Origin of the sequence: Vibrio chemaguriensis, assembly GCF_012275705.1 — a bacterium.
In the GTDB taxonomy this organism is placed as follows: domain Bacteria; phylum Pseudomonadota; class Gammaproteobacteria; order Enterobacterales; family Vibrionaceae; genus Vibrio; species Vibrio diabolicus.
This window is the reverse complement of sequence record NZ_SHOE01000011.1, coordinates 124,451-143,173: the sequence shown is the minus strand read 5'-3', so window position 1 is coordinate 143,173 and position 18,723 is coordinate 124,451. Positions and strand designations below refer to the sequence as shown.

At 45.3% G+C, this 18,723-nt stretch carries 13 protein-coding genes; 9 read left to right on the top strand and 4 right to left on the bottom strand.

What is annotated here, in order from left to right; genetic code table 11:
• The first annotated feature begins 170 nt into the window (after positions 1-170).
• Positions 171-4,064 carry a phosphoribosylformylglycinamidine synthase gene (gene purL / locus EX191_RS12575; RefSeq protein ID WP_193447846.1) on the top strand — a complete coding sequence of 1,298 codons (3,894 nt, stop codon included), beginning with the start codon at positions 171-173 and terminating at the stop codon, positions 4,062-4,064.
• A gap of 295 nt (positions 4,065-4,359) precedes the next feature.
• Positions 4,360-4,668, top strand: coding sequence for a DUF3622 domain-containing protein (locus EX191_RS12570; RefSeq protein WP_193447845.1), 309 nt, complete (start codon positions 4,360-4,362; stop codon positions 4,666-4,668).
• Between the two features lie 90 nt (positions 4,669-4,758).
• Here the strand turns inward: EX191_RS12570 and EX191_RS12565 are convergent, their stop codons facing one another.
• From EX191_RS12565 to EX191_RS12555, 3 genes are all read right to left on the bottom strand, one after another.
• Positions 4,759-5,202: a hypothetical protein gene (locus tag EX191_RS12565; RefSeq protein WP_046874316.1), complete on the bottom strand. Its 444-nt coding sequence runs from the start codon at positions 5,200-5,202 to the stop codon at positions 4,759-4,761.
• 118 nt (positions 5,203-5,320) lie between these two features.
• Positions 5,321-7,507 carry a TonB-dependent receptor domain-containing protein gene (locus EX191_RS12560; protein WP_193447844.1) on the bottom strand — a complete coding sequence of 729 codons (2,187 nt, stop codon included), beginning with the start codon at positions 7,505-7,507 and terminating at the stop codon, positions 5,321-5,323.
• 264 nt (positions 7,508-7,771) lie between these two features.
• Positions 7,772-8,839: a succinylglutamate desuccinylase/aspartoacylase family protein gene (locus EX191_RS12555; RefSeq protein ID WP_005391426.1), complete on the bottom strand. Its 1,068-nt coding sequence runs from the start codon at positions 8,837-8,839 to the stop codon at positions 7,772-7,774.
• Positions 8,840-9,168: 329 nt separating this feature from the next.
• Between EX191_RS12555 and EX191_RS12550 the strand changes: the two genes are divergently transcribed.
• Entirely contained in the window at positions 9,169-9,708 is a 540-nt protein-coding gene (locus EX191_RS12550) for a DUF3332 domain-containing protein (protein ID WP_012842079.1), read from the top strand.
• A 62-nt stretch (positions 9,709-9,770) separates the two neighbouring features.
• Here EX191_RS12550 and EX191_RS12545 read toward each other — a convergent pair whose 3' ends face one another.
• Positions 9,771-11,243 carry a beta-Ala-His dipeptidase gene (locus tag EX191_RS12545; protein WP_193447843.1) on the bottom strand — a complete coding sequence of 491 codons (1,473 nt, stop codon included), beginning with the start codon at positions 11,241-11,243 and terminating at the stop codon, positions 9,771-9,773.
• A 1,026-nt stretch (positions 11,244-12,269) separates the two neighbouring features.
• Between EX191_RS12545 and EX191_RS12540 the strand changes: the two genes are divergently transcribed.
• The 6 genes from EX191_RS12540 (at position 12,270) to EX191_RS12515 (ending at position 18,661) form a co-directional block, all read left to right on the top strand.
• Positions 12,270-13,559, top strand: coding sequence for an NCS2 family permease (locus tag EX191_RS12540; RefSeq protein WP_150916378.1), 1,290 nt, complete (start codon positions 12,270-12,272; stop codon positions 13,557-13,559).
• Between the two features lie 264 nt (positions 13,560-13,823).
• Positions 13,824-14,288 (top strand): xanthine phosphoribosyltransferase, encoded by a 465-nt coding sequence (gpt, locus tag EX191_RS12535; protein ID WP_193447842.1) that lies wholly within the window; start codon positions 13,824-13,826, stop codon positions 14,286-14,288.
• Positions 14,289-14,379: 91 nt separating this feature from the next.
• Positions 14,380-15,627: an esterase FrsA gene (gene frsA, locus EX191_RS12530; protein WP_005391416.1), complete on the top strand. Its 1,248-nt coding sequence runs from the start codon at positions 14,380-14,382 to the stop codon at positions 15,625-15,627.
• A gap of 115 nt (positions 15,628-15,742) precedes the next feature.
• Positions 15,743-16,132, top strand: a complete 390-nt coding sequence (gene crl / locus EX191_RS12525; protein WP_005391414.1) for a sigma factor-binding protein Crl — start codon at positions 15,743-15,745, stop codon at positions 16,130-16,132.
• Between the two features lie 121 nt (positions 16,133-16,253).
• The gene (gene proB / locus EX191_RS12520) at positions 16,254-17,393 is read left to right on the top strand and encodes a glutamate 5-kinase (protein WP_005391413.1); all 1,140 of its coding nucleotides are present in this window, start codon (positions 16,254-16,256) and stop codon (positions 17,391-17,393) included.
• A 17-nt stretch (positions 17,394-17,410) separates the two neighbouring features.
• The gene (locus EX191_RS12515) at positions 17,411-18,661 is read left to right on the top strand and encodes a glutamate-5-semialdehyde dehydrogenase (RefSeq protein WP_167426835.1); all 1,251 of its coding nucleotides are present in this window, start codon (positions 17,411-17,413) and stop codon (positions 18,659-18,661) included.
• Positions 18,662-18,723: the final 62 nt, after the last annotated feature.

Below are 18,723 nucleotides of genomic sequence, written 5' to 3'. Positions count from 1 at the left end.
CAAAAAAAATGACGCAAACGGTTGCTTTTGGTGTTACATCACAAAAACAATTGCTATATAATGCGCTCGCAATAACGAGGTGGAATCGGCATAGGTTCGACAGGGCTTATTTTAAGTGTCTGAATTTATTCCAATATCACCTTAATCAATTGCATAAGAGACCTAAGCACATGAGAATTTTGCGTGGCTCCCCAGCTCTTTCTGAGTTTCGTGTTAATAAACTACTGGAACTTTGTCGTGAACAAGATCTGCCTGTAACTGGCATTTATGCCGAGTTTATGCACTTTGCCGATCTAAAGTCTGACCTTGATGACCAAGAGTTAGAAAAACTTGAAAAGTTACTAACTTACGGCCCAACCATCGAAGAGCATGAGCCAGAAGGTCTTCTACTTCTTGTTACGCCTCGTCCAGGCACTATCTCGCCTTGGTCTTCTAAATCTACCGATATAGCTGTTAACTGTGGCCTGGATAAAGTGAAACGTCTAGAGCGCGGTACGGCTTATTATATCGAATCTTCAGTTGTTCTATCAGATGCTCAAGTTGGCGCTGTCAAAGCGTTAATTCATGACCGCATGATGGAAACGGTATTTACAGAATTTGAAGCTGCGTCAGCGCTGTTTACAGTCGCAGAACCTAAGCCAGTGGCGCATGTTGATATCTTAGCGGGCGGTCGTCTTGCGCTGGAAGAGGCAAACGTTTCCCTTGGCTTGGCACTCGCAGAAGATGAAATTGATTACTTGGTAGAGAACTTTACTAAGCTTGGGCGTAACCCAAACGATATTGAATTGATGATGTTTGCTCAGGCGAACTCAGAGCACTGTCGCCACAAAATTTTTAACGCAGATTGGACTATCGACGGGGTAGATCAACCTAAGTCTCTGTTCAAAATGATCAAAAACACGTTCGAAACGACACCTGACTATGTACTGTCTGCATACAAAGACAACGCGGCCGTTATGGCGGGTTCTAAAGCGGGTCGTTTCTTCCCAGATCCAAAATCACGCCAATATACCTACCACCATGAAGATGCACACATCTTGATGAAGGTAGAGACGCACAACCACCCAACGGCAATCTCTCCATGGCCGGGCGCATCGACTGGTTCAGGCGGTGAGATCCGTGACGAAGGCGCGACGGGTATCGGCGGTAAGCCAAAAGCGGGTCTGGTTGGTTTTACAACCTCTAACTTACGTATTCCTGGTTTTGAACAGCCATGGGAAACCGACTTTGGCAAGCCAGGTCGTATTGTTAACGCGCTAGACATCATGCTTGAAGGTCCTCTAGGCGGCGCGGCATTCAACAACGAATTTGGCCGTCCAAATCTATTGGGTTACTTCCGTACTTACGAAGAAAAAGTGACCTCTCACGCGGGTGAAGAAATCCGTGGTTACCACAAACCAATCATGATTGCTGGTGGTATGGGTAACATTCGTGACGAACACGTGCAGAAGAAAGAAATTCCAGTGGGTGCGAGCTTAATCGTACTTGGTGGTCCGGCAATGAACATCGGTCTTGGTGGTGGTGCGGCATCTTCCATGGCATCTGGTCAGTCAGCAGAAGATCTGGACTTCGCGTCAGTACAGCGTGAAAACCCAGAGATGGAACGTCGCTGTCAGGAAGTGATCGACCGTTGTTGGCAGTTAGGCGACGACAACCCAATCGCATTTATCCACGATGTGGGTGCAGGCGGTATCTCTAACGCATTGCCTGAACTTGTCGACGACGGTGAGCGTGGCGGTAAGTTCCAATTACGCGATGTACCAAACGATGAGCCGGGCATGAGTCCGCTAGAAATTTGGTGTAATGAATCACAGGAACGTTACGTTCTTGCGGTAGCGCCAGAAAACATGGAATCATTCGATGCAATCTGTAAGCGTGAACGCGCACCATATGCAGTGGTGGGTGTGGCGACAGAAGAGCGTCATCTAACGCTAGAAGATTCTCACTTCGACAATACGCCAATCGATATGCCAATGGATATCCTACTTGGTAAGCCACCGAAGATGCACCGTGACGCAACCACACTAAAAGTGGAAAGCCCTGCCATTGTTCGTGAAGGTATTGAGCTTAATGAAGCGGTGGATCGCGTACTTCGTCTTCCAGCGGTTGCAGAAAAAACATTCCTAATTACTATCGGTGACCGAACAGTAACGGGTCTGGTTGCTCGTGATCAAATGGTTGGCCCTTGGCAGGTACCAGTAGCAAACTGTGCAGTAACAGCGGCAAGCTATGACACTTACCACGGCGAAGCAATGTCGATGGGTGAGCGCACGCCAGTGGCATTACTAGACTTTGGTGCATCGGCTCGCCTAGCGGTTGGTGAGTCACTAACGAACATTGCGGCAACAGAAATCGGTGATATTAAACACATTAAACTGTCTGCGAACTGGATGTCGCCAGCGGGTCACCCAGGTGAAGATGCCGGTCTTTATGAAGCAGTCAAAGCGGTGGGTGAAGAGCTCTGTCCTGCATTAGGTTTGACGATCCCAGTTGGTAAAGACTCCATGTCGATGAAAACCAAGTGGGAGGAGAACGGCGAGAGTAAAGAAGTCACTTCTCCACTGTCGCTAGTTATCACGGCATTTGGTCGTGTGGAAGACGTACGTAAGACCGTGACTCCACAACTACGCACTGACAAAGGCGATACTTCTCTAGTTCTTGTTGACTTGGGTAACGGCAAAAACCGCTTAGGTGCGACAGCATTGGCACAAGTATACAAACAGCTTGGTGATAAACCTGCTGACGTAGATAACGCAGAGCAGCTAAAAGGCTTCTTTGATGCAATGCAAGCGTTAGTACGTGATGACAAGCTAGTGGCTTACCACGATAAGGGCGACGGCGGTCTATTTGTTACACTGGCTGAGATGGCGTTCGCGGGTCACTGTGGCGTAAAAGCGAACATCGCAGAGCTGGGTGATGATGCGCTAGCCGTTCTATTTAACGAAGAGCTAGGTGCGGTTGTTCAAGTTAAGAATGATGATCTGGATTCAGTTCTATCTACTCTGGCGGCAAACGGCTTAGAGGCATGTTCACATGTGATTGGTTCAGTTAACGCTTCAGACGACTTTATTATCTCTTCTGGTGATGCAGTTGTGCTTGAACGCTCACGTACCGAACTACGCGTTATCTGGGCTGAAACAACGCATAAGATGCAAGGTCTACGTGATAACCCAGCGTGTGCTGACCAAGAGCACGAAGCTAAGAAAGACAACTCTGACCCGGGTCTAAACGTTAAGCTCAGCTTCGACGTAAATGAAGACGTTGCAGCGCCTTACATTGCGAAAGGTGCTAAACCTAAGATGGCGATTCTACGTGAGCAAGGCGTTAACTCCCACGTTGAAATGGCTGCAGCGTTTGACCGCGCAGGTTTTGAAGCAACCGACATCCATATGAGCGATATCCTAACGGGTCAAGCGGTACTGGATGAATACCATGGCCTAGTAGCTTGTGGTGGCTTCTCTTACGGCGACGTACTAGGTGCGGGTGAGGGTTGGGCTAAGTCTATCCTGTTTAACGCACAAGCTCGTGAACAGTTCCAAGCCTTCTTTAACCGTAAAGAGACGTTCTCTTTAGGTGTATGTAACGGTTGTCAGATGCTTTCTAACCTGAAAGAGCTGATCCCGGGTGCAGACTTGTGGCCACGTTTTGTTCGTAACGAATCTGAGCGTTTTGAAGCGCGCTTTAGCCTAGTTGAAGTTCAGAAATCTGATTCTGTATTCTTCGACGGAATGGCTGGTTCGCGCATGCCAATCGCGGTTTCCCACGGAGAAGGGCGTGTAGAAGTACGTGATGCAGAGCACCTAGCAGCGATCGAGGCATCATGTACGGTTGCGGTTCGTTACGTGGATAACCTCGGTAACCCAACACAACAATACCCGAACAACCCGAACGGTTCGCCAAACGCGATTACCGGTTTAACAACAGCAGACGGTCGCGTAACTATCATGATGCCTCACCCAGAGCGCGTATTCCGCACAGTTGCAAACTCTTGGGCTCCGGAAGGTTGGGGTGAAAATGGTGCTTGGATGCGTATGTTCCAAAATGCCCGTAAGAATATCGGTTAATTAACCAAAGGTTAATCTAGCTTAAGTAAAGCGTTGGTTGAGAGACCAGCGCTTTCTTTTTTCTTATTACTCTTTTTTCTTCGTCGCTCTTTCTCGTGACTAGGCGAAACGTTGCTTTGTTCTGCCTCTTCTTTGTCATCTATTATCTCGCGTAAAAAACTTGCAGCGTTTAGATTACTTTTATGCTCTAATACCGCGCTTACCAAGGGATGGTGTTAAACAGCTCAGCTTAGATGGAGTTATCAAGTTGACCGAATCCCTGATTGATCCCTAAATCCCTTAGGAAATGAAAGAAATGTCTAAGAATCCAAAATTTGCTATCCGCGTCACTGAAAAACGTAACGGCTGGAGCGCAGAAATCACTCGCCAAGTGACATCTCGTAAGACTGTAGTATCAAAGCGTGAAACTGGCTTTGACAGCGAAGAGAAAGCACAAGCTTGGGCTGAACAAGAACTGTCTGGTTTTATCCAAAACCAAGTGGTTCGTAACGAGCGTAAAGCAGCGCAACGTCAAGAGCGTGAAGCAGAACAACTAGCGGCAAAAGTTCGTAAAGAAGAAGCCCGCAAAGCACGTGACGCTGAAGTAGACGCTGACGAAGAATAGATTCAAGTCGGTGAGATGGTGACGTCACCCATCAAACAAAAAGTGAAAATGCCCTGAGCTTTGTCTCAGGGCATTTTTTATTGTATCGACTTAAAAACAATCCGAAGATACTGACAGACTAAACGTACCGTCTTCAGGGGCTGCAAATTGTTTATTGCCAAGAAGAAGGTGAGGGTTATTAGCATAAGTGCGATGTGTTGACTTGCCCTTTGCCGAGTGCCTCTCTGGTAAATCAAAGTGTTGCAATCCGTCAGATAGATCGTTTGCTTCACCGTAGTCGAAATGCGTTGCGACGTCTTTAGGCTGCTTGGCATAACGACAGTGATCCGGCTTTCCATCTTCATGCCAAGTTAACGCGTTTGTTTTGGCGTCTAGATTCAGATTATTTGTTGTTGGTTGTGCGTAATGATCCTCAATAACTTGGTGCTGACTCTGCTCTTGTAAGTAGTCAGCAATGCTCTCAGAAGTCTGTGCCAGGCTTTGACTTGCTGGAACGAAGCAAGCAAGAAGAAACAATGTTTTTAAGTTGTTCATAGTGTGTATGCAAGCAAAAAGAAATGATAGTACTGATAAATAAAACGGTGTGCAATTATGGTTGTTCGTTAAGAAACAGCAGGGCAGTTAATGTCTGCCCTGCATCTTTTAGGTATGGTTAGTATTGATAAGTGAGGTGCAGTTTGACTTCGCGACCAGGCGAAGGCACGCCATTAGATAGGTATGCTTCGTAGTAACGATCGGTTAAGTTTTTCACAACCGCGCCAACACTCAAGCCTTCGACTTGTTGTATTTCCCAAACCACGTAAGCGTTTTGTAGCGTGTATTGCTCACTTGGCGATTTCACTTTTAAATTGTTACCGCTTGCCTTGGTTTTGGTTTGCGCATCATACCAACGGACTTCCCAGCCAGTGCGTAAACCTGGAATCCATTCGTAACCTAAACCTAAGTTGATATTTAATGGTGGCACATCAGGGTGATCATCATCTGAACCTGTGGAGTCAGATAGACTGCCTTTGTTTTTGCCGCGAATGTAACTTGCTGAGAAATTACTGTAGAAATCTTCAATCCGGTATTGTGAAATTAGCTCAAAGCCGTAGTTTTTAAAGCCATCTAGGTTTGTATTCCAGCTTTGTAACTCAGTAGTATTTGTGTCGAGGTTTTCGCCCGTTCGTATATCAACTGTGTCGCTAACATCGTTATAGAACAAAGTTAACTCTGTTGCGAGGTTATCGCGAGAGTTCACCAGCCCTTCCGTTAAGTTGATAACGCTTGCTTGATAAGCATGGATACGAGACACGTCCAGATTCAAAGCAGTAGTCGTAGCGGTAGCTCGCGCATATTGCACTGAGTAGATGTTATCAACGGTTGGTGCTTTTAAAGCGTAGGCGTAGGAGGCGTTTAAACGCGTATTATCGGTCGCATCAAAGTCGATATCCAAACGTGGGCTAAAGCCTTTATGCGTCGTTTCACCGTAGTCATGCCCGGCGGCTGGATCATTATAATCCGGCGCGGCGTTCCCTTTTCCTTCACTCTTGATGTATTCGTAACGCAGAGAAGGTGTGATGGTTAGACGGTCTGTTGCTTGATAGTGATCAGCAATGTAAGCCGCATAAATTGACTGAGTGCCAGATGGTTCGTAGTAAGGGGTATACCAACCGTAGTTTTTGGCTTCATTACTGTCGTATGATGCGTTGAATACTAATGAGTCTCTATCGGTTTTTTGATATTGAAGCCCTGTCACTAGAGTGTGGTCTCCGAACTGCGCTTGGTTAAACACATCAACATAGTCACGCTCGTAACTCAACCAAGACTCGTGACCGTAACTGCCAACAGAAACGAACATTTTCTCGAATGCCACGTCAGGGCGAACCCAGTGACGATCGTTTTCAGAACGTGCCATTTTGATATTGAAATCAATATACGGGTTAGTCGGCATGTAGTGGTAAGAGATGGTCGTGGTGTTATCCGTGTATTTATTATCGACGGTGTATGCGTATTGGGCTTTTTCTAATGAGCCGTATTTCTTGATGTTGTACTCAGTGATGTTAGGCATTTTTCCGCGGCGGTTAGCCCAAGGTTTACGACCTTCATCTTTGTAGCGAGTGTGGCTAATTTCAAACTCGTGATCGTTGTTTTCATAACCGACTTTTACGAGCATGTTTTCTTGCTCGTAACCTGAGTAATCCAGCGTTTCACCACCACCGACTTTAATGTCATCAGAATCTTTTACCGAGCCATTCGCTAGAAAATAAAAACCAGCATCGTTTTTACCATAGAGTGTTAGCGTGTAGGCATTCTCATCGCCGTTGTTGTTATATGCACTTGAGATGCGAGCACCAAAGTTTCTGTCGCCATAAAGGAGATCATCGACACTTTTGGTTTTAATGCGAATGGAGCCACCAAACTTTCCGTTGAGTGCTCGATAGTCGTGCGCGCCCTTGATAATTTCTGCTTCACCAATCAAGAACGGATCAAAAAAGAAAGTTCCGTAGCGGTATTGTTGAAAGCCAATTGGAGCGCCATCGACAAATACGGCGATATCGCTTGGATCATCAAAACCACGAATATTAATACGTTCGCCGCCGGAACGGCCGCCGCCATCTAATGATGCGCCCGGAACGGCATCGATCATTGAGGCAAAATTGGAGTACTGTTGCTCTTCAATCTCTGACCAATTAATGGTGGTTTGCGCAGGCTCAGCAACGGTGATGGGTTTGGCATAACGCACACCGATGACTTCGAGCTCTTCATTTGGCGTTGTCTCGGCATATGAATAAAGAGGGAAGAGCAAAGTCAGTGAAATGAGATTTACTTTGAATGGATGACTTTTTAATCGTTTCATATTGATGATTTATAGTGTTTTTATGAAGCTCGGATTATAAGAACATTATTACGATTAATAAATGATAATGAGATTAATTATCAAATGTGTTTTTGCGATGGCTTGTAAAGTTTTTTATCCATTTGTGGAAACTACGATGAGTATCGTTAGCTTACAGAAAACAAAAAGCCCAGCATCATGGACGCTGAGCTCATTGGCTTTTAAACAAAATGGTGCGAGCACTGTTGCTCCTTTCGAGCTAATCAAGTGCGTACTTGGTAGGAATTACTGAGTTTCTAACGGGATCTGTCCGGTAGTCAGTGGCTCGACATCGAACTCGGTCAGTCCTTCAATGTAACTTTCAACGGCTTGTTCTACCGAATCATCACCTTGGTTGAAGTAAGCAAGGTGGAAGATCGCATCGCCTTCATTAACCAGTGGCAAAGTTTGTTGACCGATCACCAAGCCACGCTTTGGCGCTTTGAGCTCTACCTCATCATGTCCAAGAGGAGAGCTGATATAGGCGAGCGTTTCACCCTGTTCCACTTTGTCTCCCAGATTAACGACAGTACGCAAAATACCGTTACCTGACGCACGAACCCAGCTGGTGGACTTCGCTATGATAGGCTCAGGCAGCTTTTTTCGGCTAGCGCGCAGCATGCCAATGGCTTGCATTACACGCCGAACCCCGAGTACACCAGCGCTGATTGACAGTGGATCAAAACGCAATGCTTCGCCAGCCTCGTAGGTTAGCACGGGGATATCACATTTTTCTGCTTCACTGCGTAAAGAGCCATCACGCAATGCTGAGTCAACAATCACTGGCGTCGCAAACGCCTGAGCAATACGCAGAGTTTCTGGGTTGCTTAAGTTTGCGCGAATCTGTGGCAGGTTCGTGCGGTGAATGGCTCCGGTGTGCAGATCCAAGATGTAGTCACAACGCTTGGCAATGTTGTTAAAGAACCCGTGTGCCATTCGAGATGCAAGCGCGCCTTTTTCACTGCCAGGAAAGCAACGGTTGAGATCTCGTCGATCGGGCAAGTACCGTGATTTATGGATGAAACCAAACACGTTAACGATAGGTACTGCAATGACAGTGCCTTTCAGTTTTTGTGGATCCAGTTGGTTAATGATCTGACGAACGATTTCTACGCCATTAAGCTCATCACCATGGATAGCAGCATTGACCATTAACACAGGCCCTTCTTGTTTCCCATGGATGATTTCCACAGGAATAGATAAAGGCGAATGTGTGTATAGCTTCGCTGCTTCAAATTCGATCTCTAATCGTTGTCCTGGTTGTATTTGATGCCCTAAGAGCTCAAACACTTTGCTTTTTTTACTTCTGGCCATAAACCATCTCTGTCAAATGCGTTATCGGCAATGTAACAATTGCTGCAAAATCGCACTAATCATTCTCATTAAGGACACGACAAATTACTTTAATCGTCATGCGCGAAATCTCAGCATGTGTGAAGTTTTTGTTTTCAATATGATCTTTTCTATCAGTTTAATACATAACGAGAGGTACAGAAGGAAGAGCAATCATAGGCTTAAAAAATGTGACTGTATTAAAAATAATACTGATAATGAGGGACAAAAAAACGGACTTTTAACCCTACTTTTTATCCGATAATATCCGCGCCGAATTTGAGGTCTAACATTTCTAACTAGAGGTTTTGATGAAAAAGGCAATTGCTAAAATTGGTGCATTGACTGCTGTAGCAGTTTCACTTTCAGGTTGCGTTGGCAGTAATGCCGTGACAGGTTATGTCATGGGGTTTAACTTGAAAGCTGTAGATAACCGTTACGCTCGAGGTGGTCTAAACATGCTTTTAGCACCTGTTTATGGTGTCGCAATCGCGGCGGACTACATCGTGTTTAACTCTCTAGAGTTTTGGACGGGTAAGAACCCTTTAAATGGTAAGCCACATATCTTCGATACAAAGATGGATACTTACATCGATGTAAACCACCAGTTAGATAAATCGTTAACGACGGCGCCAATTGCACCGTTAGCGAATAACCGTGTTATTGAGCAGGGTCGAATGCAGCAAATCGATGAGAATACTGTTCAAATGGATATTACTTACAATAACGGCGAGAAGGCGATACTCATGGGTGTGCGCGATGGTGAGTTTGTCACTTACTACATTGATGGCGAAGTCGTTGCACAAACCTCAATGGATGAGCTAGCTGCTTATACGCAAAATCGCGTGTAAATTGGTCCAGCCAAACAACAAAGGGTGCCGTAAAGCACCCTTTGTTGTATTTCGTGATTGAATTACGCTTTCTCTGGAATTGCCTCTAGAAGCGCTACCATCTGATCCCAGTACAACTGAACAGTATCAATCTTCACTTTCTCATCTGGTGAGTGAGGGAATTTTATTGTTGGACCGAAAGAAACCATATCCATGTGTGGGTATGGTTCTTTAAATAGGCCACACTCAAGACCAGCATGGATGACCATGATGTTCGGCTTATGACCGTAAATGCCTTCATACATATCACGGAAAATTGCCATGATCTCGGAATCTGCATCTGGCTTCCAGCCAGGGTAAGCACCTGAGAACTGAATTTGTGCGCCTGCTAATTCAGCAATTGAACGTAGCATACTCTCAACTTGGCTGCGGCCAGAGTCAATCAAAGAGCGAATCAGACACAAAACTGTCACTTTATTTTCTTCAGTAGTGATCACGCCAACGTTCAGTGACGTTTCGACCACACCTTCAATTTCGTCGCTCATGCGCATGACACCATTTGGACAAGCGTTAAGTGCGGCAATGAAGCGTTGCTGATCGGCGATTGAAAATACTTGTGCGTCACTAGCAAGCAATTCATTAAAGGTTACGATACCTGTTTCGATTTTACCCAGCTCAGTTTTAAGCAGATCAGTGTAGTGATCGAACAACTCTGAAAGTTTGTCTTGGTTTTCAGCAGGAAGAGCGACAGTGACAAACGCTTCGCGAGGGATTGCATTACGTAAGCTACCACCACGGAATTCTACCAAACGTAAATCAAGCTCTTGCGCATGACCCGCGAGGAAACGACCAAGTAATTTGTTGGCATTACCGCGACCTGTGTGAATGTCACAACCTGAGTGACCACCTTTTAGGCCTTTCAGCGTCAGTTGGCGTGTTACGAAACCTGCAGGTGTTGCTTCTCGAGAAATATCGAAAGTCATGGTGCCATCAACACCACCGGCGCAACCCATGTAGACTTCGCCCTCTTGTTCAGAGTCTGTGTTTAGAAGGATCTCACCTTCTAACCAACCAGCCTCAAGACCAAATGCGCCAGTCATGCCTGCTTCTTCATCAATCGTCAGCAGAACTTCGATTGGGCCGTGCTTAATGTCTTTAGATGCCAATACAGCAAGGCAAGAAGCCATACCAATCCCGTTATCTGCACCAAGCGTCGTGCCTTTCGCCGTTACCCATTCGCCATCGATGTAAGGTTGGATTGGATCTTTGGTGAAGTCGTGTTCGGTGTCTTCGTTTTTCTGCGGCACCATGTCGATGTGTGCTTGAAGTACAACAGCTTTCTTATTTTCCATTCCAGGTGTCGCGGGCTTTTTGATGAACACGTTACCGGTTGGATCACGGTGAACGTCAAAGCCTTGCTCTGTTGCCCAGTTGATAATGTACTGTGCTAATGCTTCTTCATGTTTAGATGGGTGAGGGATAGAACAAATCTTATCGAAAAGCTGCCAAAGTGGAGCAGGTGATAAGGTACTGATCTCAGAATGGAACTCAGACACGGAGGACTCCTTTTGATGTGCTTTGCCAAATATATACCGTAAAAATATTGTCGAGATAGCATTAAATGCTAGACGATTTGGCCTTCAAATTGCCGTTTAGCATACCACCAGATAAGGAGTACGAGTAGTCGCGTGCACAAGGATTTCTCTCAGAACTGTCACAGTTTGTGAACACAATAACAGGCACTATGTGTTCTTTATCATACATTCTGAAAGTGGCTTTATTTTTTAATTCACAAAACTGTAATTTAATTACAGTTAAACTTTGATGAAGGTCAATTTATATATTTTTTGTGATTCTAGTCACTAAAATCCTTGTAATTAAATTTCTTGGTGGTATATTTGTAACCAGCTTCTGAGAGAAGAATGAAATGCTCAAAGGATGAGTCCGTTTTATCGCCTCCAAGGAACCGAGAAATCAACGAATGTTTAATTGATTTAAAAGGTGATAGTTATGAAAGGTTTACCAAGTACAATGTTCTGGAATAGCAAGTCTGTTTACACCGGCAACTTTGTATACCCAACAAGCTTTGGCTACTAAGTGAAGTCAACGCATGTGACTCGAACAGTTTGTTCACCCCTATAAATTGGAATTTTTTTTCAGTGATAGTGCTGACATGATTCGCCGCCACCCAAATTGGGTGGCGTTTTTTTATCTCCACTTTCTCTTTCTGACATATTTTCTGCCATCAAGGCTGGATTCTATTCTCCGTTCTTCAGTTTTATCGACTTTCCCGTCAAATCCACCTAGATATGACGCTTAAAACGCCCAGTTTCTATTTGAAAGTTTAGTACATTGTTCAGTTTTTATTCTGTTGTTGGGTTCTGAGCAATAATTATTAATTGTTGTTTTATAAGAATATATTTTCTGTTTTGCTTCTAAGAATTAGCGAATGGGTTTCATATCCAAAGAAAAAAATCGCATTAGAGTGAAGATTCTATCTAGAATTTGCTATTTGATAACTTTATAATTCCCGCCAATCGATTACGCAACCGTTTACTTTTTTACCTTTACAGGATTCGATCATGCTCGAGAGGCTTTTTAAGCTCAGTGACAATGGCACAAATGTGCGCACTGAGATCATTGCAGGTGTTACCACCTTCCTAACCATGGCTTACATTATTTTTGTAAACCCAGCGATCCTGTCGGATACCGGTATGGACCGTGGTGCCATTTTTGTTGCAACTTGTCTTGCGGCCGCTATCGGCTGTTTCATCATGGGATTTGTTGCCAACTACCCAATTGCACAAGCACCAGGAATGGGGCTGAACGCATTTTTCACTTACTCTGTTGTGTTGGGAATGGGCTATACGTGGCAAGTTGCGTTAGCGGCGGTGTTTGTTTCAGGCCTGCTGTTTATTCTTTTGAGTATATTTAAGATCCGTGAGTGGATTATTAACTCGATCCCGCATTCTCTTCGAACTGGTATTTCAGCCGGTATCGGTCTTTTCTTAGCATTTATCGCATTAAAAAATGCAGGCATCGTCGTTGATAACCCTGCGACATTAGTTTCTATGGGAGACATCACATCATTGCCATCTGTATTGGCTGCGATTGGTTTCTTCCTTACTATCGCGCTTGTTCACCGTGGTGTGAAAGGTGCGGTGATGATCGCCATTCTTGGTGTTACAGCGCTTGGCCTTCTATTTGGTGATGTGCAGTGGGGCGGCATTATGTCAACGCCACCAAGCATTGCACCCACTTTCATGCAACTGGATTTCTCTGGTTTGTTTGAAGTTGGCATGATTTCCGTTGTGTTCGCTTTCCTATTTGTCGATTTGTTTGATACCGCAGGTACGCTAGTTGGTGTTTCTCAAAAAGCAGGCCTCACGGATGAGAATGGCAACATCCCGCGTCTAAACAAAGCGTTACTTGCAGACTCAACGGCAACGTCAGTAGGTGCATTACTCGGTACCTCAAACACCACATCTTACATTGAGAGTGTTTCTGGTGTGGCTGCTGGTGGTCGTACTGGTCTAACAGCAGTGGTTGTTGGTGTACTCTTCCTACTTGCTCTATTGTTCTCACCGCTAGCAGGAATGATCCCAGCTTACGCAACATCGGGCGCTCTGTTCTATGTCGCGATTTTGATGCTGTCTGGGCTGGTAAGCATTGATTGGCGTGACCTAACGGAAGCATCACCAGTTGTTGTGACTTGTTTGGTGATGCCATTAACGTTCTCGATTGCAGAGGGTATTACGTTAGGCTTTATCGCGTACTCGGCGATCAAATTATTCAGCGGCAAGGGCCGTGAAGTGTCGATGAGTGTGTGGGTGATGTCTGCCATCTTCATCGTCAAATACCTCGTCGGTTAATTTCTCGAGCAAAAAGCCAGTGTGGATTTATTCACGCTGGCTTTTTCTTTTTTCACGTTGTTCACTTAAGACGGTTTTTCTGCGGAATAGGCAGAGAATTTTGATATCACCGTTGGTATTAGCGGTGTGTTTCGGTAGAATAATCGTTTGCGCAGCTTGAAATCCTCATCTCCATACGTTTTGGAGAGGTCAGTGAGCATTCCGCTTTTGAGTGAGTTCGCTAGATTTTGAGGATGCATATTTTCAAATTATTAGGTTATTACAATGAGTAAAAAATTCATTATCACTTGGGATGCAATGCAGACTTACTGCCGTGAACTGGCTGAAAAACAAATGCCAGCTGAGCAATGGAAAGGGATTTGGGCGGTAAGCCGCGGTGGTTTGGTTCCTGGCGCTATCTTGGCTCGTGAACTGGGTATTCGTTACGTTGATACAATCTGTATTTCAAGCTACGACCATGATCATCAGCGCGATATGACGGTACTAAAAGCACCTGAAGGCGATGGTGAAGGTTACCTAATCGTTGAAGACCTAGTAGACAGTGGTGATACGGCGCGCAAACTACGTGAGATGTATCCAAAAGCGAAGATGATCGCTGTGTGTGCGAAACCTTCAGGCAAAGCGTTGCTAGATGATTATGTGGTAGATATCGAGCAAGACACTTGGATTGAACAACCTTGGGATATGTCAATCCAGTATGCTGAGCCTGTAAACCGCAAGCAAAAATAAACGCTATTAAAGAATATTGAGAAATGCCCCTGTATAGGGGCATTTTTTTTATTATCATAACAACTCATGCTAATAGCCTAAGGTTCTTCCTATGTCTGAAGACGTCAGTAAAAATCTTTCCGAAACTTTATTCGTGAAACATAAGCAAGCAAAAGAAACCTCTGCGCTTACCCAGTACATGCCGACCAGTCAAAAAATACTTGATGAGCGAGAGGCGCAGGGTGATCGTGCTTGGTATCGTCATTTGCGCCGCTTGCAATGGGCTTGGCAAGGGTTGTCTCCGATAGAGATGGAAGGTGTGCTTTCTAAAATCGCTTCTTCTTCCCACTCTCGAACCAATGATGATTGGTTAGACACCGTAATGGGATACCACAACGGCAACTGGACATTTGAGTGGATTAAGCTCGGCATGGAGCATCAGAAGCGTTCAAATGAAATGCAAGGTGAGGAGGCCGCCGATGAACTCTTCACCGCTTCTTTGTGTTTTAGTATCGCAGGCTACCCACATCTGAAGAATGATAATTTGGCCTTGCAGGCTCAAGTGCTGGCAAACAAAGCGTATTCTGACGGCGCAGAAAAGACCAAGTACACCATCAAGCAAATTGAAGTGCCTTACCAAAATCGCAAAATCATCGCGAATCTTCATTTGCCAAGAACCGACAAACAACTGCCTGTGGTGATGGTGAGCGCTGGTCTCGATACGTTACAAACCGACATGTGGCGTTTGTTCCGCAATCATCTTGCACCACGAGATATTGCGATGTTGACGGTTGACATGCCTTCGGTAGGGCACAGTTCTCACTGGCCTTTGACTGAGAACTCAAGCTGTCTGCACCAAGCGGTACTAAATGAGCTGTATTCATTGCCTTGGGTGGATCATCACAAAGTGGGGTTAGTTGGATTTCGTTTTGGTGGTAATGCCATGATCCGACTCTCTTTTGTTGAGCAAGAGAAGATCAAAGCTTGTGTAGCCCTCGGCGCACCCGTACATGATATTTTTACTTCCCCTGAGAAGCTGCAAAAAATGCCGAAGATGTATCTGGATCTGTTGGCTTCTCGCTTAGGGAAAAGCGCGGTTGATATTAATAGCATGGCGGGCCAGATGATGGCCTGGTCATTGAAGGTTCAGGGCTTCTTGAGCAGTAGAAAAACTAAAGTACCTATTTTAGCTTTGAGCCTTGAAGGCGATCCGGTGTCTCCACACAGTGATAACCAACTCGTCGCGCTGTTTAGCCAGTATGGCAGAGCGAAAAAAATCAGTTCCAAAACGATTACAAAAGGATATGAGCAATCCCTCGATTTAGCCATAAAGTGGCTAGAAGATGAATTATTAGGGTGACAATTCTCCTAAATTAGTTAAAAGTGATATATCTGAGCAAAAAATAAGCTCATGATAATTAAAAATAATAATCATTCTTGGGTGTTTACTTTTAACTATGAAAACGGAGATTCATATGTCAGAGACGACTCAGGGCCCGACTCACTTTCGCTTGATGTCAAAGTTGAAGGCGATAGGGCCTTACCTGCGCGAACCACAATCGCAAGAAGGGCGCTATTATTTTGATTGTCTATCTGTTTGTGTAGACGACAAAAAATCGCCTGAGAAGCGTGAATTTTGGGGCTGGTGGATGGATTTAGAATCCATCGAAGGAGGCTTTACTGCCAAATATCATATCGGCAAGTACAACAAAGAAGGGCAATGGGTATCTGAAGCCCTGCCTAAAAAAGCGGTAGAGGAAGTGTATCTGACGCAGAGCACATTCCATCAAAAGCTGGTTGATACTTTAGAAGAACACTTCAAATTAGAAGTCGAATATCACACGGAGTCTTTCGATTTCGCTTAATTTGGTTGTTTTCATTTAATACCAAACAAAAAGGTGCGAAAACGCACCTTTTCTCTTGTTAATTCCCTCTTTGATTGTTAAAACATCCTCTCTTTATTTGTTTTTCACTTCAGAAGACATCATGACAACGAATCAACAAAATGCAGTTGTTTCACAACCACAAACTGTCGTTGTGAAACTGGGTACAAGTGTGCTGACAGGCGGCACTCTGGCACTCGACCGTGCTCACATGGTTGAGTTAGCGCGCCAGTGTGCTGAGCTTAAAAAACAAGGCCATTCAGTGGTAATGGTTTCGTCTGGTGCTATTGCAGCAGGCCGTGAGCATCTTGGTTACCCCGCATTGCCCAACGAGATGGCGAGTAAACAATTACTTGCGGCGGTAGGGCAAAGTCGCTTGATTCAAACATGGGAGTCTTTGTTTGGTATTTACGGTATCAAGATCGGCCAAATGCTACTAACTCGTGCTGATTTAGAAGATCGCGAGCGATTCTTAAACGCACGTGACACCATCAATGCGCTCGTTGCGAACGATATTATTCCTATCGTAAACGAAAATGATGCCGTTGCGACCAGTGAGATTAAAGTGGGCGATAACGACAACCTTTCCGCTTTGGTGGGCATTTTGTGTGGCGCAGATAAGCTCTTGCTTTTAACTGACCAAAAAGGTCTGTTTACTGCTGACCCTCGTAAAGACCCAAATGCAGAGTTGATCAAGGAAGTAAAAACCATCGACGATACGCTGCGTAAAATCGCAGGAGGAAGTGGTACAACATTGGGTACTGGCGGTATGGCAACGAAGCTGCAAGCCGCAGACATCGCTCGCCGCGCTGGTATCGAGGTTATTATTGCTGCCGGTAGTGCACCGAATGTTATCTTTGACTCTTTGAGTGCAGAGCCACAAGGCACACGCTTCCTACCTTGCGCTGAAGCTTTAGAAAACCGTAAACGCTGGATTCTGGCGGGACCTGCGGCATCGGGCGACATCATTATTGATGACGGTGCGGTAAATGCTGTGGTCGGTAAGGGCAGTAGCCTACTTGCTAAAGGGGTAATCAAAGTAAGTGGTGACTTTGCACGAGGCGAAGTGGCGCGTGTAACAAATTCTCACGGTAAGTTGGTGGCTCGTGGCATCAGCGCCTACTCAAGTGATGACCTAACTAAAATTACTGGTAAGCACAGTAAAGATATCATCTCTATTTTGGGGCATGATTATGGCTCTGAGGTGATTCATCGCGATGATTTGGTCGTCATTCAGGAATAGAATTAGAGGGAAGCAAAGTGGATTTAACGAATATGGGTAAAGCTGCTAAAGATGCAGCTTTCGAATTAGCGACAGCGTCAACTGCGCAAAAGAACCAAGCTTTAGCGATCATCGCTGATGAGCTAGAAGCAAACTCCGCTGCTATTTTGGCGGCAAACGCTAAAGACATCGAACTTGGCCGTGAAGCGGGTTTAACCGATGCGCTGCTCGATCGCCTTTTGCTGAATGAAGAACGATTGACTGCAATTGCGAATGATGTTCGCAACGTCATTAGCTTGAACGATCCTGTGGGCAGCGAAATCGACAGTAAGGTACTGGAAAATGGGATGTCATTGTCTCGCCGCCGCGTACCACTGGGTGTTGTGGGCGTAATTTATGAAGCGCGTCCTAACGTGACCATTGATATTGCGGCGCTGTGCTTGAAAACCGGCAACGCAAGCATTTTGCGTGGCGGCAAAGAGACATTTTTCTCGAATATGGAATTGGTAAAGGTTATTCAGTCTGCGCTAGCAAAGGCGAACCTTCCTGCCGCTTCGGTTCAGTACATTGAAAAGCCAGATCGTGAGCTAGTCTCTCAACTGCTTAAACTGGACGATTACGTCGACATGATCATTCCACGCGGTGGTGCTGGCCTACACAAAATGTGTAAAGAAAACAGCACGATTCCGGTGATTATTGGCGGCTTTGGTATCAGCCATATCTTTGTCGACGAATCCGCTGATCTAGAGAAATCCCTGAATGTGGTTGAGAACTCTAAAGTTCAACGTCCATCTGCGTGTAACTCATTAGATACGCTGCTCGTGCATGAAAAAATTGCAGCACAGTTTCTGCCAATGATCGTTGAGCGTATGGACGAAAAAGTGACGTTCGTGGCAGAACCAAAAGCAAAAGAACTCATGGAGCAAGCGAAACAAGTTCGCGATGCTGTTGAAGGTGACTTTGATACGGAATGGTTGAGCTACACCCTTGGTGTAAAAGTCGTGTCTGATGTGAAAGATGCAATTGATCATATGCGTGTTCATAACGCGAGCCACTCAGATGCGATCATGACCAATAGTTTGGAAAACTCAGAACTGTTCATCAATTCTGCCGGTTCTGCGGCGGTTTATGTGAATGCTTCAACGCGCTTTACAGACGGTGCGCAATTTGGCCTTGGCGCAGAAGTCGCAGTATCCACGCAAAAGCTACATGCCCGTGGTCCAATGGGCTTAGAAGAGCTAACTAGCTACAAGTGGGTTGGTAAAGCGAATTACTTAGCACGCAGTTAACACATTCAACGAGATCTTGAGTGAAAAAGGGGCCTTTGGGCCCCTTTTTGTTTTGTCTAACA